The organism is Rosistilla oblonga (assembly GCF_007751715.1).
Taxonomy (GTDB): Bacteria; Planctomycetota; Planctomycetia; order Pirellulales; family Pirellulaceae; genus Rosistilla; species Rosistilla oblonga.
The window spans coordinates 6,654,259-6,669,741 of sequence record NZ_CP036292.1 but is presented as its reverse complement, the minus strand read 5'-3'; the positions used below and the strand labels follow the sequence as shown (position 1 = coordinate 6,669,741).

General features: G+C 56.8%; 16 protein-coding genes. 3 read left to right on the top strand and 13 right to left on the bottom strand.

Going from position 1 to position 15,483, the window contains the following annotated elements:
* Window positions 1-366 precede the first annotated feature (366 nt).
* Window positions 367-3,939, top strand: coding sequence for a 3-keto-alpha-glucoside-1,2-lyase-like domain-containing protein (locus CA51_RS23540; RefSeq protein WP_145123579.1), 3,573 nt, complete (start codon window positions 367-369; stop codon window positions 3,937-3,939).
* A 75-nt stretch (window positions 3,940-4,014) separates the two neighbouring features.
* Complete coding sequence (locus CA51_RS23535; protein WP_145123578.1) at window positions 4,015-5,496, top strand: DUF7133 domain-containing protein; 1,482 nt, start codon at window positions 4,015-4,017, stop codon at window positions 5,494-5,496.
* Window positions 5,497-5,554: 58 nt separating this feature from the next.
* Here CA51_RS23535 and CA51_RS23530 read toward each other — a convergent pair whose 3' ends face one another.
* From CA51_RS23530 to CA51_RS26570, 5 genes are all read right to left on the bottom strand, one after another.
* Complete coding sequence (locus CA51_RS23530; protein WP_145123577.1) at window positions 5,555-7,087, bottom strand: pectate lyase family protein; 1,533 nt, start codon at window positions 7,085-7,087, stop codon at window positions 5,555-5,557.
* 187 nt (window positions 7,088-7,274) lie between these two features.
* A complete protein-coding gene (locus CA51_RS23525; protein WP_145123576.1) occupies window positions 7,275-7,694 on the bottom strand; it encodes a hypothetical protein in 420 nt (139 codons plus the stop codon).
* A gap of 88 nt (window positions 7,695-7,782) precedes the next feature.
* Window positions 7,783-8,238 (bottom strand): hypothetical protein, encoded by a 456-nt coding sequence (locus CA51_RS23520; protein ID WP_145123575.1) that lies wholly within the window; start codon window positions 8,236-8,238, stop codon window positions 7,783-7,785.
* Between the two features lie 708 nt (window positions 8,239-8,946).
* Window positions 8,947-9,234 carry a type II toxin-antitoxin system RelE/ParE family toxin gene (locus tag CA51_RS26575; RefSeq protein ID WP_420821486.1) on the bottom strand — a complete coding sequence of 96 codons (288 nt, stop codon included), beginning with the start codon at window positions 9,232-9,234 and terminating at the stop codon, window positions 8,947-8,949.
* Window positions 9,224-9,466: an addiction module protein gene (locus CA51_RS26570; protein WP_145123573.1), complete on the bottom strand. Its 243-nt coding sequence runs from the start codon at window positions 9,464-9,466 to the stop codon at window positions 9,224-9,226. Before CA51_RS26570 ends, CA51_RS26575 begins: the two co-directional genes overlap by 11 nt.
* A gap of 238 nt (window positions 9,467-9,704) precedes the next feature.
* On the opposite strand from CA51_RS26570, the gene CA51_RS25990 reads away from it, so the two are divergent.
* Entirely contained in the window at window positions 9,705-9,911 is a 207-nt protein-coding gene (locus tag CA51_RS25990; RefSeq protein ID WP_197451424.1) for a hypothetical protein, read from the top strand.
* A 17-nt stretch (window positions 9,912-9,928) separates the two neighbouring features.
* Here CA51_RS25990 and CA51_RS23500 read toward each other — a convergent pair whose 3' ends face one another.
* From CA51_RS23500 to CA51_RS23465, 8 genes are all read right to left on the bottom strand, one after another.
* Window positions 9,929-10,201: a hypothetical protein gene (locus CA51_RS23500; protein WP_231745859.1), complete on the bottom strand. Its 273-nt coding sequence runs from the start codon at window positions 10,199-10,201 to the stop codon at window positions 9,929-9,931.
* Between the two features lie 390 nt (window positions 10,202-10,591).
* A complete protein-coding gene (locus CA51_RS23495) occupies window positions 10,592-11,494 on the bottom strand; it encodes a DMT family transporter (protein WP_261343041.1) in 903 nt (300 codons plus the stop codon).
* 260 nt (window positions 11,495-11,754) lie between these two features.
* Window positions 11,755-12,039, bottom strand: coding sequence for a hypothetical protein (locus CA51_RS23490; RefSeq protein ID WP_145285820.1), 285 nt, complete (start codon window positions 12,037-12,039; stop codon window positions 11,755-11,757).
* Window positions 12,040-12,173: 134 nt separating this feature from the next.
* The gene (locus tag CA51_RS23485) at window positions 12,174-12,992 is read right to left on the bottom strand and encodes an IS5 family transposase (protein WP_145123000.1); all 819 of its coding nucleotides are present in this window, start codon (window positions 12,990-12,992) and stop codon (window positions 12,174-12,176) included.
* 128 nt (window positions 12,993-13,120) lie between these two features.
* The gene (locus CA51_RS23480) at window positions 13,121-13,519 is read right to left on the bottom strand and encodes a hypothetical protein (protein ID WP_145123569.1); all 399 of its coding nucleotides are present in this window, start codon (window positions 13,517-13,519) and stop codon (window positions 13,121-13,123) included.
* A gap of 164 nt (window positions 13,520-13,683) precedes the next feature.
* On the bottom strand, window positions 13,684-14,184 hold the full coding sequence (locus CA51_RS23475; protein ID WP_145123568.1) for a hypothetical protein: 501 nt from the start codon (window positions 14,182-14,184) through the stop codon (window positions 13,684-13,686).
* 109 nt (window positions 14,185-14,293) lie between these two features.
* A complete protein-coding gene (locus CA51_RS23470; protein ID WP_145123567.1) occupies window positions 14,294-14,623 on the bottom strand; it encodes a hypothetical protein in 330 nt (109 codons plus the stop codon).
* A 158-nt stretch (window positions 14,624-14,781) separates the two neighbouring features.
* Window positions 14,782-15,429: an SMI1/KNR4 family protein gene (locus tag CA51_RS23465; protein ID WP_145123566.1), complete on the bottom strand. Its 648-nt coding sequence runs from the start codon at window positions 15,427-15,429 to the stop codon at window positions 14,782-14,784.
* Window positions 15,430-15,483: the final 54 nt, after the last annotated feature.

The following is a 15,483-nucleotide window of genomic DNA, read 5'->3' as shown; positions in this document are numbered from 1 at the left end:
TCGAATCCTATGTGAGTTTGCCTCTGTTGCACAAGCCAAGCGCCGCGAGCACTCGCCTGCCGAACCAGTTGAACCCGAATGATGGTGCCAGGTTTCGCCAGTTTTTGGCTCTCAAGACTTCGGGCTGGCTGACTGGTAGAGCGTAACGTCTGGATCGCGGCATGATTCGCTTCCGCGCAGTGTGCTCAGGGATTGTGAGTCCTTTGCGCGGCGCGTGTTGGGCGGCGAGTAAGCAGGCCTCGATCGAGGGCGTTTTTTGATCAGCCGGGATGCAAAGTGGTTGTGCTAAACACACGCCGCCGATGTGCCCAACTATACTTGGGCTGCAAAGGTCTGCTCTTTCCTCTTCCCGATGATTTTGATGCCATGCGAATTGCACTCTGCAGCCTGTTGACCGCTTTGATCTGTTCGGTCGCTTGGTCTCAGCCGACGACCTACGCCACCCCCGAAGCGGCCGCCGAAGATCCCGACTTTGCAATCCAAGGCGAATATGTAGGGCCCAAGCGAGCGATGCAGGTGATTGCGCTCGGGGATGGAGAATTCGAAGCGGTCATCTATGGGGCCGGTCTGCCCGGCGACGGTTGGGACAAGACGCCACCACAACGCGTTCCCCTGGACGCCGATGGGGTTCTCGATCTGGTCGACGCCAATCAAATGCAACGCGTCGATCGCAAGAGTCCCACGTTGGGGCAACAGCCTCCGCCCGGCGCGATCGTGATGTTCGATGGCACCACCGAAACGCTGGACGCTCATTGGCAATCGGGTCGGATGACCGATGATGGGCTGTTGATCGAAGGAGTAACCAGCAAAGATCGTTTCGACGATTTTCGTTTGCATCTGGAATTCCGCACGCCCTTTATGCCCGCCGCCCGCGGGCAAGCTCGCGGCAACAGCGGCGTCTATTATCAAGGCCGTTACGAAACGCAGATCCTCGATTCCTTTGGACTCGCCGGCGCGATGAACGAGACCGGCGGAATCTACACGATCCGCGATCCCGATCTGAACATGTGCTTCCCGCCACTCGCATGGCAGACCTATGACGCCGACTTCACCGCCGCTCGCTACGATGATGATGGCAAGAAGACGGCTGATGCCAAGCTGACCGTGCGATTAAACGGCGTGATCGTGCAACAGAACGTGGACCTGCCGCACAAGACGCGAGCGGCTCCCAACGACGAAGGGCCCCAACCGGGACCGCTGTACCTGCAGAACCACGGCAATCCGGTTCGCTTCCGCAACATCTGGGTTCAGCCTCGCGATGCCGACAAAGAAGCTCGCCGTCCCCGCATCCCCGGCTTCGAACGCTTTGCTGCGACCGGCGACGCGGCGACTGCGTTGGGCGGGCACTTGCTGATCAGCGAACTCGGCTGTGCCACATGCCATGCACAATCCAAGCCCACCGTCGCCGCCAAACAGGCTCCGATCCTCGACAGTGTCGGCAGCCGGATTCGCCCCGACCATCTGCTCGCGTTCATCGGCGACCCGCACGGGGAGAAGCCGGGAACGACGATGCCCGATCTACTGGCGGGACTCGATCCACAGCAGCGCGACGCAACGGTTCGAGCGCTCGCCAGTTACCTCGGTTCGACCGGCATCGTCGTCGATCGCGTGGGAGATCCCGTCGCCGCTCGCCGTGGCAAAGAACTGTTCCACATGATCGGCTGCACCGCCTGCCACGCACCGCAAGACGGCACGGTCGTCTCCGATGCAACAACGATCCCGTTGGGCAAACTGGACCAGAAGTACACATTCGACTCTTTGGTCGGTTTCTTGAAACATCCACATGCGACGCGGCCCAGCGGTCGGATGCCCAGCTTCGGCTTCCAAGATGGAGAGGCGGAAGATCTGGCGACCTATCTGTTGCGAGATGTGATCTTGGGAGAAGCGGCGGTAAACACCAAGGCGACCTTTTACGAAGGGAGCTGGAAGACGCTCCCCGATTTCGAAACGTTGACGCCGGAAAAAGAAGTCGAAACGTTTGGCCTGGACATCCAAGCTAGCGGCCGCAAGGATCGCTTTGCCGCTCGATTTGACAGCTACTTCATCGCTCCGAAGCGAGCGAAATACAAGTTCCACCTGGGATCGGACGATGGCAGTCGTGTGCTTGTCGACGGCAAGCAGGTCGTGGTCTACGACGGCATCCATCCGCACGGCACGCGAACCGCAGAGGTCTTGCTGGAGCAAGGCGTTCACGAACTGCGAGTCGAATATTTTGAATTCGCTGGCGAGGAATCGCTGTCGCTGGAGATTGAAGGGGGCGGGTTAAATCGAACGATGATCGATTCGATCCTGTCGCTCGATCCGTCGGGGCAGATGGCCGAACCGCTGTTCAAGTCGACCTTCCAACCCGATCCCGCGTTGGTCGATCAGGGCCGCGCGCTGTTCACAAGCGTCGGCTGTGCGGCTTGTCATCAAATGAAGTCACTGCCGGCCGACGCGACAAAATCGCTGGTCGGTCCGGCGATGAAGACGCTCGATACGTCTGTCGGTTGCTTGGCCGAATCGCCTGCGGCCGGCCTGCCCAACTTTGATCTGAACGTCGCTCAGCGACAAGCGATCGGCCGCGCGATCGATGAACTGCGGACGGGGCCGCCGAAGGTCGACGCTGCGGGATTGGTCCATCAGACGATGGCCACGATGAACTGTTACGCCTGTCACAGCCGCGACAAAATCGGTGGTCCCGAAGCGACTCGCGATGCAGTCTTTAAGACGACGATGCAGGAGATGGGAGACGAGGGGCGTCTGCCGCCGCCGCTGACCGGCGTGGGGGACAAATTGAAGTCCGACTACATCACGCAGATCCTGAACAAGGGAGCGGACGAGCGGCCCTACATGCTGGCCAACATGCCAGGCTTTGGAACGCACAACATGCCCGGTTTCGTCGACGCACTGGTGGCGTTGGATCTGAAAAAAGAAGCCGATATCGCGGCGATCGATCAGCCGCGGGATGAACAGCTTTCGGCCGGCCGCATGCTGGCCGGCAACAAAGGACTCTCCTGTGTTAAGTGTCACACATTTGGTGGCCAGGGAGCTCCGGGAATCGGCGCAATCGACATGCAACGGATGACCTCGCGGTTGCGAGAGGATTGGTTCCATCGTTATCTGATGTCGCCGCAAACCTATCGCCCTGGAACGCGGATGCCTGCCAGTTTCCCCGACGGCAAGTCGGTGGTGCCCGATCTTTATGACGGCCATCCGAGCGCCCAGATCGGTGCCTTGTGGACCTATCTGGCCGACGGTGCAAAAGCCCGCCCGCCGATCGGCGTCGAGAAGGAACTGATCGAATTGGTTCCCGAACAGCGGCCGATCATCTATCGCAACTTTATCGAAGGGCTGACGCCGCGCGGGATCGCCGTCGGATATCCTCAACGCGTTCACATCGCCTGGGACGCCGGCACGATGTCGCTGGCGTTGGCTTGGAAGGGAGCCTTCATCGACGCCAGCAAGCACTGGGTCGGACGTGGTCCAGGGAATCAGGAGCCGTTGGGAGACGCAATCCGGTCGCTGGAGAAAGTCGCTCCGCTGGCCCGACTCGACGCGATCGATGCTCCTTGGCCGACGGAAGATCTACGAGCGCAGGGATATCGATTCCTGGGGTATCGCTTGGATCCCAGCGGTCGACCGACATTCCGCTATCGCGCCGGCGAGGTGACTGTCGAAGACACGCCCCTGCCCCAGGTCGATGATTCCGGATCTGTCTCGTTACGCCGCCAGTTGCAACTGACCGGCCCCGCCGACACCGCGGGACTGACGCTTCGTTTGGCAGCCGGCAAGAAAATCGAAGCGGCCGACGATGGCTGGTATCGCATCGACGGCAACTATTCGATCCGCATCGACGGTCCCACGCAGATGATCTCGGTGGGCGATGGGCAAGAGTTGCGGATGCCGGTTTCGCTGGAAAACGGTACAGCGACGATCGAAGAACAGATCCGTTGGTGACAAGTGTTCGCCGATTCCGACGCCAACAACTTTATTTCAAAACGATAACTTTCCTGCTGCACAGCGGTGGCTCTTATGAATCGATTCCCAATCGCGACGACTCTCTTTTCCGGCCTGTTGATCGGACTGTGCGTTACCGCCACCGCGGTGGCTCAGCCGCCAACCGAAGAGGACTTTTATAAGCTGACCGATCTGCAGATTCCCGAAGGGGAGCTGTTGGAGGTGGGAGCGGTTCAGTTGATGTCCGACGGCCGACTGGCCGCGGCAACCCGTCGCGGCGAGATCTGGATGATCGATGATCCGTTGGCCGATGAAGTCCCCGCAAAGAACTTCCATCGCTTCGCCCATGGGCTGCACGAACCGTTGGGGCTGACCGAAAAAGAGGGTTGGCTGTATGTGACTCAGCGTCCCGATGTCAGCCGATTGCGCGATACCGATGGCGATGGCCGAGCCGACGAATTTGAAGTCGTCGCCGATGGCTGGGGCATCACCGGCGATTACCACGAGTATGCGTTTGGATCCAAGTTCGATGCCAATGGCGATATCTGGGTGACGCTGTGCCTGACCGGTTCGTTCAGTAGCAAGGCTCTCTACCGGGGCTGGTGCGTTCGCGTGACGCCCGACGGCAAGACGGTTCCGACGACCAGCGGGATCCGATCGCCCGGCGGGATGGGGAGCAACCTCGCTGGCGATATCTTCTACACCGACAACCAAGGCCCTTGGAACGGAACGTGTCATTTAAAGCAATTGATTCCTGGAAAGTTCGTCGGCCATCCCGGCGGATTCGAGTGGTATGAACAGGCGGAAGAGGTGCTGGGGAAACGGCCGCAAGAACCCGAGAGCAACACGCGCTCGTTGGATCAGGCGCGGAAGATTCCCGAGTTCGAAGTGCCGGTGGTGATGTTCCCATACAACAAGATGGGCAAATCGGCGAGCGGCGTGACCTGTGATACCAGCGGCGGCAAGTTTGGTCCGTTTGCCGGGCAGATGTTTGTCAGCGACCAATCGGCCAGCACGGTGATGCGAGTCTATCTGGAGAAGGTTCAGGGGCATTACCAAGGCGTCTGCTTTCCGTTTCGCAAGGGCTTTGGTTCGGGGAACGTCGCCACCGAGATCACCTCCGACGGATCGATGTTTGTCGGCGGCACCAATCGCGGCTGGGGATCGGCCGGCCGCGATCCGGGCTCGCTGCAGCGACTGAACTGGACCGGCAAGATGCCGTTTGAAATCTTGGAGATGCGAGCGGCTAAAGACGGCTTCGATCTGCAGTTCACCGAAGCTGTCGATCCCGAAACCGCGGGCAACGTCGACTCTTATAAAATGGAATCCTACACCTACATCTACCAAAGTTCTTACGGCAGTCCAGAAGTCGACCACACGACGCCAAAGATCGTCTCGGCGACCGTGGCTGACGATGGCAAGACGGTCCATCTGAAGATCGATGGTTTGCAGGAGGGGCACGTGCACGAACTGCACAGCGACGGCGTGCGTAGTGCCGCCGGCAACCCGCTGCTGCATCCCGAAGCCTATTACACGCTGAACTATCGGGTGCAGTAAGCGGTTGCCGATACTGCGGCGAGACTTGCAGGCGAGCAGCCTCTTCTGTCGAACTGGTTTATGGAGACGGCTTCTGCAGCGGCAAACACTCGAGGTATTGTTCCAGGTTCACATAACCATCGCCATTCATGTCCTGCATCGCGTCGGCGGGGTCGTTGGGATTTAGGCCGTGCTGCAGCTCCCATGCATCGGGCATCCCGTCGCGATCTCGATCGGCAACCGTTCCCGGTTCAAGCGTAGGCCAGCCGCCAACTTCCGCTGGATCATTGATCATCACTCCCGTTCCCTTTCGGACGTCGTCGACGATTCGAATGTCGACGGCATCGCGTTTCGGGAGTGTCGCGCCAACGGTCGGCAGCAAGCGTTCGACCAGCGTTGCTGCCGGTTCGGGAATCACCGGCAAAGTGCTCATTGGGAAGGGAGTCTTCGACCGAACCGCTTGGTCGAGCAAGCTACCGTTGTACTCTTCGTCGCCGATGATTCCGTTGAACCCGACATTCAACCAGTCGTCTTCGGTTCCCTTGGAGCGACGTGGGCTCAAGTTGTCTTTCACGTAGATTGCGTTGTCGACCAACTGGCCGCCAACGACGATCGGGTAGCGGTGTGCGCGATGCTGTTTGCCGGGGAGGAAAACGTTGCCGATCATGTTTGCTTTAAACCCGCGGCCGATCGAAAAAATTATCCCCGCTTGATAGTAGTTGTAGATGATGTTGTTGACGACTTCGTTTTTCCCAAGTCCTGTCAGTAGCGGATTGCGGTCATCGTTGTGAGCGAAGAGGTTGTGGTGCACCGAGACACGCACGTTCTTTTGACCGCTCAGCAGGCCTTTGCTGTGCAGGCCGCGTTGGGTGTGGTTCCCGTCCCAAATCCCTTCCGAGATGATGTTGTGCTGGATGGTGACATCGGTGGCGTCGAACCAAAGATTCACATTTTCGTCGACTGCCCAGCTGAACGAGTTGTTTGCGATGACAATGTTTTTACCACCTAAGATAGAGATCGCGTCGACCGATGTGCTTGGTGCCGCCAAGCCGGGGCGAACACGCAGATAACGAATGATCACATCGCTGGCCTTCACAACAATGGATGGGCCTGCATTGGAACTGCTGTTCTTCAGTGCGATGCCTCCGCCCGGTGCCGAATGCCCGGCGATCGTGATCTGTGGATTCGAAATCCGCAACGATGTCTCCAGTTCAATCGTTCCGGCAACTGAAAAGACGACGAAGCGTGGCCCGTTCGATTCGACCGCTTCGCGAAGTGAGCCGGGGCCGGAATCGTTGAGGTTATCGACCACGATCACCCTTCCGCCACGACCGCCAGCGGTCTCCGCACCAAAGCCCTCCGCGTTGGGAAAAGCTTTCAGCTTGTCAAAGACGGCACACTCGGGAGCTTTGCCGGACTCTGAGAGGCCCTCGTTGCCGGCGGCACTCTGTTCGGTTGCTTGGGGTTGCTGGTCTTGATCGACGACCGATTTTTGAGTGGCGATCGGGGGCGTCTCTTCCGAACTTATCGCCCCGCAATCTGCGTTTGTTGATTTGCCGAGAAAGCATGTGAGCAATACCGCAGCGAGAACGAGTGTCGATTGCAACTTCATCATTAAACTCAAGTCGGTCGCGAATGAAATACCAAGCCGAGAGGACGCAATCATTGTACAAGCACGACAGCCCTCTGCACTTGGAACGCCAGCGTTCCTGTAGGGAGACCAAGATCTTTGTGTTTGCGTTGTTGTGCGGCAGTATTTCGGCGCGACGCGAACTTGTGGACGTTCTGCGTTGGTTGTCTCACGAACGGAGGTACATGCCGAGCATTTTTTGGATGTTTCCAAAAGTGAACTCCTGCCACTCAGCGAACGTCTCCAACTTTTCTTCGGGGTTGAAGAAGAGCATTAGACTGCGGGACATCACCCAGACAACGCCAACTTGAAAGCTCAACATGTCGTCATCGGATTCCGGATCGTTTAGTTCGTCGGAACCGGCGGCAGCGTTCCATTGGTGCAGCGTATGGAAGATGTGATCGAGGGTTTGGTCGGCAAATCCATCCAGCAGACGATAGAGCGTTGAGAAATCAGCAAGATCGTTGCGAGGGCCTGCGGAATCGAGGACAGGTCGCAGCAGACTCGCCGCGGATTGCATTAACCCCGCAGGCGATTCGTAAGTCCATGAGTAGATTTCGTCGTGGATCTGCTGAAGCAATGGATGCATTTGGTTTGGCCCAAAGTAGGTTATGTGGCCGGTAGGCTATAGAAAACGGATCACGGCAGTCAGAGCAAGCCCAGCCACGACGATGACGCTAAGTAGGATCGGTTTGTGGTGTCCAGAACCAAATTTCACCCGATTCGGAATCGCGAGCGGCGGGCTTGATTCGTTCGCCACGGGGATAGATGCAGAAGTCCTCTCCACCCTCCGCCCAAGTCTGCAACGCATCGGCGAGCGGTTTCAGGCCGTGTTCGGTGAATTCGACCGTCAGGCAGTCACCGTCGCAGCCAACGTAGAGTTCGGAGGATTCGGGCGTTGCGTTGCGGTAAAACAGTCGGATCGAAGTGCAAGGTTGTGGTCGAGCGGAGCCCAATGTCGTGAGCTTCCGTTGGTTTTCGGGGCCGACCGTTGCGAGTTCGTCGACGGCGTTGATGAGAGAGGCGATCGCGGAGCGTTCGGCCTGCATGCAGATGCAAAGCTTCGAGTGGCCGAGCCGCCGCCCGTCGTGTCGCCAGCATTGGATCGCGAGGTCAGAGAATTCAGGTCTCACCGGTGTCGATTCAAGGAAGAGGTGTGCGGCGTCGTAACGGACGAATCGGACGACGGCGAGTGGCTTTCGGTTTGTGGAATTGTACCAATGCTAGGCCGCGTTGCTAAACAGCAAAAGTGATCAAGCAGCGACTAACAGAAATTACACGTTGTGCGATATTACGCTGGGGAACGATCCTCGAATCCGTAGACGTCTGTGACGATCCCGGTGGCTCGAACTGAAAGCCCGTCCATCAATACGAAGCGTTGGTCAGGCTGAGCACTATCGCCGTGATGTTCGGGGTGAAGCAACCGCACAATGCAACGTGCCGATTCCTCGGGGGCGATTTTCGATACGGCATCAAACCTAATTTCAGTGCCATGATAGATGTCGGGGGCGTCACCAGCGTAACGAAGAAGTGGGCGCCACCCAGAAAACACGGGATTTGCATTGCCGGACTCAGCGGATGGTAACAGAGTGATCGTGGCGATGAGAACAGGGTTGTCGAGTGGCGATTTCACGGGATGGTCTGGTTGCACAATACGAAGAGAATGGCATTGGACAGTGAAAGGATCTGCTGCCACAAAAGGCCGGCGCAAAACAGCGAAGGCGGTCGCGGGTTTGTGGCATTGGGAGCGTGACCGAAGCGATCGACATTGCCCACCAAAAAACTCTTCTGCGATGCTAGACGCGACCTTGCGTAAAAGCTCTGTTGGGCGGATCGGAACGCTATCGGTCACGCCAATATCCAGGGCGGCGTTTTGCGTGGGCAACGGCAATGATGACGATACGATCGTCGTCGACCCGAAAAACTATTTGAAACGGAAACTTGATGACACTGCAGGATTGGTGCCGATCGTCGATGTTGATGAACCGTTTGGGGGCGTCCATGATTGACGTAATAGCTATGTCAACAGCGACCAGGAAATTGCGTGCAGCTCTCGAACTTCGTTCGGCGTACCATTCGGCGGACTCGGAAAGTTCAATTGTCGCAGCAGGGTGGAAATCAACCTGCATCACCGACACCGTGTTTGCCGAACAATCGAGCGCGAATCGTTGACCAGTTCTCGGTTTCGGCAGTGCCAGAGTCAATCTCATTGCTACGACGGTCGATCTCTGCGAGCCACTCGGGTGAAAGCCGCGGTGGATGGTCGTCGGGAACCGACGAGGCTAAGTCGTCGATCAGTCGAAGGCGGTCGTTAATCGGCAATTGCGTCGCGTTTGCGAGAATGTCTTGGTATTGGGACATGGCTAGGTCGCCTAACGGGAGGTGTTCGCGGCACCGCCGTGAACGAAGCGGTTGACGCTGTGTAAGTGGAATTGTACCAGCGTCATCGTCCGTTGCCAAAGAGCGAAGGTGGACACGCCAGGGCTAATAAGTGTTTGTGGCGGCTGATACTTCAAATTGAAACACTGAATAGCCCTAGCCTAGCGTCGAAAAACATGTTGGACGGCACCTACGCGCTAATCAAGCGATCGTACTCGGCGTGATTGCCGATCCAAAACCAAAGAAGACCGTCGTCGGCCTCGACGGCGAGCGCACGGAAGTCTCGCCCAACACGAGCAGAGCGGTAACGGCCGACCTTCTTGAAATGAATGGACGGATGATTCGGGTCAGCCTTGAAGAGAGCAAAGTTCTTGTCGGCCAGCGTTCGGATGGGGGCTGGAAGCCGCTTGTAGCACTCCCAAAATGATGGGCTTGCAGAATGAGTCACAGCGGCGTTGATTTGCCAGTCGTGTGGTCACGAAGGGCCGCGTCAGCAAGCGAATCCAAACGCCCGTCGCGTGCGTCAGTTTCGATGCGTTTGTCAAACTGTGCGGAATCAAAGTCTAGAAACCATTCGCGAAATTTCGCGAGTTCATCTGGAGGCAACTTTGCGATCGTGTTTTCGAGTTCTTGAAGTGACATATCGGATAGCCTTTCGAGCGGTTCCGCCCAACGGAAGGTTTTTGCGTCGCCGTTCGCAACCGACGAGACCGGCATTGAATTGCGATAGATTCTACCAATCCCTGCGTGGGTTGCCAAACAGCGAAACGATCGCAGCAGGGCAAATGACTGTTGGGGGGCCATCTTGATAACCCAACACGTAAACAAGACGCCGGGTGAATTTCTCGCTTACGCGTCGGGTTACCATTTCCAAAGACGCTCCTGTTTGGAAGAGTGAATAGCCCTGGCGATCGCAGGTCTGACGCGGATGGAGCGCGACCGAAGCGATTGACCGTTGCCAGCGGACAGGCTCGCAGAAGACGACAGCCGCGAACATGCGTAGAAAAACATGTTGGACGCCTCGTCGAATTTAGAGTTTGTGTGCGACGACTGAGAGCAGAACGAGCCAATCGCTGAAGCGAACATCTTAGATGGAATGCTCGGCGATTAGCACTGACTTGCCGCTACCGCAGGTTTCTTCTTCCATAAGATGCACAAGCCCGACACGATAACCAGTCCCGATCCAATCAGCATTTGAACACTCAATCGTTCGCCAAATAGCAAGACGCCAAGGCCGACTCCGAAGAGCAGACGCGTGTATCTAAACGGAGTTACCGCGGAGACCTCGCCGGTTCGCATCGCTTTCATTAACGAGGCGTAGGCGGCCACTCCTACCAGAACCGAACCAGCCAAGTAGAGGGAGGCGTCGAGATTGGGCCAGACGAAGCTAGCCCGCCTCCATGCGGAGATCAGAACGCCGGCGACCAGGACTGATAGGAAACCGTACAGTCCGAGAATCGCTGTGCTTACCGTGATCGGTGCAGCTCGGCTGGCCAAGTCCCGCCCTGCAAAGCCAAGCAGCCCGATGACCGCCAAAACGGAGAGCATCGAAAAGCTATCGCTGCCGGGACCAACCACGATCACAACGCCGATCAAACCCACGAAAACAGCGATCCATCTGCGGACCCCCACCTTCTCGTTAAAGACGATCGCGGCTCCCAGAATCACAACTAGCGGAGTTGCTTGCAGGATCACCGTAGTCGCCGACAGGGGAGTCAGTGAAATCGCGAGCACGTAAAACAGGCGCCCAGCAGTCTCGAACAGCATCCGGAAACGCATCGCTGGAGAGAATGCATCCGAAGTGAACAGTTGGTCTCTGTTTAGCTTGGCGATACATGCAAACAACAACGCTCCGCCGAAGCCGAAGATAATCAGTATTTGGCCGACCGGAAGCACCGCTGCGGCGGCTTTGACAAGCGTGTCCTCGACAGCAAATGCGGCCATGGAGATGACCATCCAGATTGATCCGATCAAGTTGCTTCGATCGTCGTTACCAAATTTAGTGAACACGAATTTCCATTGCGATCTCTGGATTGGGGGGATTGTTGGAGACGTCCAAAGGAAGGACTTTACGTCGCCGATCATCATCGAAGAGGGTGACATTGAACTGCGGGTGATCTTATCAAGGCTTGCGAGTGTTGCCAAACGGCGACGGTGATCGCGGGGCTGCAGCAGCGGGGACGTGACCGACGCGGTTGACGATTGCGCACCGAAATACGCTCCAATCACAACGGTCGCGACTTTGCGCAGGAAAGGTGTTGTGCGACTGATTACTCGCCAACAAAGCTGCCATCGGGCGAAAGGATGAAGTCGTGGCCATACGGCATCAGCGCGTCGCGCCCACCATCGTCGATCGACAGGATCACGCGGATGTCACCATTCGGCTTGTCGTCCCAGAATGCATTGATTTCAACGCAACAAGGGGTGCCGTCCGGCGCGACAATCTCGCGGACGATCGGTTCGCCAGACAGGAATGGCAGCCAAAACGAGTAAGGCATCGCGCGATGCTCCTCGGTGATCGGGGCAAGCAACTTAGAGTAGGCAGCATTGTCCATTGGGTTGCGGCTAAGTCGCATAACGGTAGGGTGTTGCGACACGGATCTCGGCGAAGCGGTGGAGTGTGAATCACGACCAGCTAATGATACGCCCACGCCGCTCGGACTACAAACGAAGGCCTAGGCACTGTTTATTAAAGCAGTTTGAGCACTCGCCGCATGGCGGCGAGTTGAACGAAAGCAAGGTACGAACAGGCAAGTTTATCGTATCGCGTCGCCACTCGGCGAGATTCTTTTAGCCAGCCGATCAGTCGTTCGATGATATTGCGGCGGCGGTAAGCTTCGCGATCAAAATTCGCATCCCGTGATTCGTTAGCCTTCGATCCGATGACCGGTTTGATCTGGCGGTCGCGGATGAACTGGCGAATCGCGTTACTGCTGTATCCCTTGTCTCCTGCGATCACTTCAGGACGACTGTCGTAGCGATGAAGACTTAGTTCACAGCTTGCGATGAGATTCTCAAGTTCCGTCGACTCGTGGCGTTGACCGCCAGTCGCCGTGATTCCGAGCAACGTTCCCTCGCCATCGCATAGCACATGAATTTTCGTCGAGTATCCGCCTCGAGAACGTCCCAGAGCCACTAATTCATCGTTCTTTTCGCTCTGCGGAATCATACCCGAAGCGCTGCGGTGAGCCCGAATGACGCTACCGTCAACGCACCAAAGCGACCGGTCAATCTTCTCCAGTGCGTCCAGTCGCTTCAGTAGTGTTTGATAAATTCTGGCCCAGAGCCCTTCCTTGGTCCATCGTCGAAATCTGGCGTAGACCGTTTGCCATTTCCCCAGTTGCTCAGGTAGATCTCGCCAGGGGCTTCCAGTCTTCGTGATCCAGAGTATCCCATCTATTACCGTGCGATGGTTGCTCCACCGTCGTCCCGGCTTACCGGGGCGCTGCTTGGGCAGCAGATGACGGATTGCATTGAACTCCCGATCTGTGAGACGATGGCGTGGCATTTGGCTTCCTCCTTGGAGCACTTTGGTAGGTACTCCGGGAGGTTGCCGAATGCGTTTCTGTTTGACCAGATCAGTTTGTTAAACAGTGCCTAGCGTAAAAAACATGTTGTACGACCGGTAAAGCGAGTTTACGCCTCGCAGCTAGCGAGAAGGCTGCAAGTGGTCGTGGTCAAATCCGGGTCGCGACCTGGGTCACGACGTGCAACGATCTGGCCATTGTGAACCCACGCGATCTCGCCGTAGCCACCGAGTGTGTTGAGACCCCATGGTTCAAGCGACAAGTCAGGAATATGGTCAGTATCACAGACAATCAGTTCGATGCGGCAGTCAACATCTACGTCCGCGATCACATTTGCGATACGGACGAGCGTTTGCATGGACGGGCCAGACCAAAATGCGTTGACCATCACGATCGCGCAGGAGAGATCGGCAAGCACGGTCGCCGACAGGTCGGCGTCGTAGCGGGCACGCCCGCCAAGTGCGTTGCAGTACTTTGCGATGATTGCGTCGCCGTCAAGGTCGGTCATCAGCAATTCCGGTAGGTCAGACAACGGAAGTGGGTTGCGACACCTCTCTGAACGAAGCGAGCGATGTCGGAACTACCAGGAATTGTACCAATGCCAGCCCCTGTGACCAACCAAAGAAGGTGTGCCGAAGGCCTAGCGTAAAACTATGTTAGGCGACCGGTGGACTACGATTCCAGTGCCCAATAGTCGATAAACTCGGCGCGTTCCTGCGGAGTGTAATCGTCAGCGATATGACCGGCGTGGAGCGGGTTACCGTAGAAACCGTCGTTGGCATCGCGGAGATACGTGCCGTCGTCGAATGCCACTAGCGGCGAAGACGTGTCATCAGACCAGATTGCAGAGATGCGGCGCCCAAGCACGGCGGACGGACGAAGTCCAGATGTTTCGCCGGGCATCGGGAAAGTGTCCACATCTGAAATCGTCAACTCGGCTACAAATAGGTCGAGAACGATACCGGTGTCGAGTCGCAAGTAGTGCGAACGAAACGTCGCAGGGCCGATGCCTTGCTGGACAAACTCGGGCTCGCTAAACGCAGAGTGGCCAATCTCGATCAAGCGTGAACCAATGATGCGATCTCGTGGAAGCTCGGACATTAGGTTTCGGTAGGTTGCCTGACGGGGTGTGTGACCGACGCCGCCCCGGGCGATGCGAAAGACGTTGGCCATCCAGAAGATTATACAGTGAGAACCCGCGTGGAATGAAGCCGGAAGGCGTATGCGGCATGGATGACGCAACTCATCGGCCGCACATTGTTGGGCGGCGCTCAGGCATTAACTACTTTGAGATTGAATCCAAAGCGGTTTTGGCCCGCGAAATCACGTGCCGCCATTCATCGTGTTCGGTCAAGTCAGCGCCAGGAATACGACGGTCGATCAATAAAACTGTTGCGTCGCGAATGAATTCGATCTCAGCGACAACCTTCGGAGAAAGTAGTTCTGCCTGTGCGATTTCGCGGAGATTGTCCACGCACAATGCGGCGCGGACATCTGCATCGAGATTCTCGTAGACTTGGTAATCAACCTCGTCATCCGGAAGTTCCGAGAGGGACGAAAGAACGCGCAGAGTATCCATCATCCACGCGACTTTTTCAGAAACTGTAAGCATCGATGAGATTTCGGGTGCCCAGTGGAACGTGTCTGCCGCACCGCCGTTAACGAAGCGGTGGAGTTTGAATTGCGAAAGATTGTACTAACACCAGTCCCGCGTGCCCAACCAAAGAAGGTGTGCCGAAGGCCTAACGTAAAAAACATGTTGTCGGACACTTACGGCGTCAATCGGAAACGATCGTCAAATTGGTCAGACGCCCAATCAACACCGTCATCGGTTATTACGGATTTCCACCAAAGGCTCTTCGGTTGCGCGAAGCAAACCGTTGCCCACGCCTCAAAGAAGCTCGTGAAATCGCTTGCCATTAGGAAGCCGTTGGCACCGGTACCGCCGTCGAGCCAACTGTGATGGTCGAACACGACGTTGCCGAAGCCCTCGGGATTCAGATCGAGTGACAAGTTGTCGCCGTTGCCTTCGGCGTGGAGCGGAATCCAGTTGTGCATTAACTTGTTGGTGACAAGTGCCAAGTCGGGATCGTCTGTATATGGGAAGCCGTAATCGCGAGCCGCGTCATCATCGTAGAATCGCCAATCACGCATCTCCAAAACGCCACCAACAGAGTTAGCAACAGGCTCAAGCTCAAACGAACCGAAAGGGCCGTCATCGGTTGTCCATGAGAGAGACAAACCATTGGCGAATTGCGTGACGAAATCAACGTACGCGGGTGGGAGAGCAAGCCCGATCCGCGATTGGGCCGTAGAGGTATTGTCGAAAGTTGTGTTCTTGAGTGAATGAAAAAGGTGGCGCATCCTGTTGGAACTATCACCCTCCAACGGCCCGATGTGGGCAAAGGAATACGCCATGAATCAGACTAAAACAGATCGAACCGACGGGCCAGTGGACAACCAGATCGATCC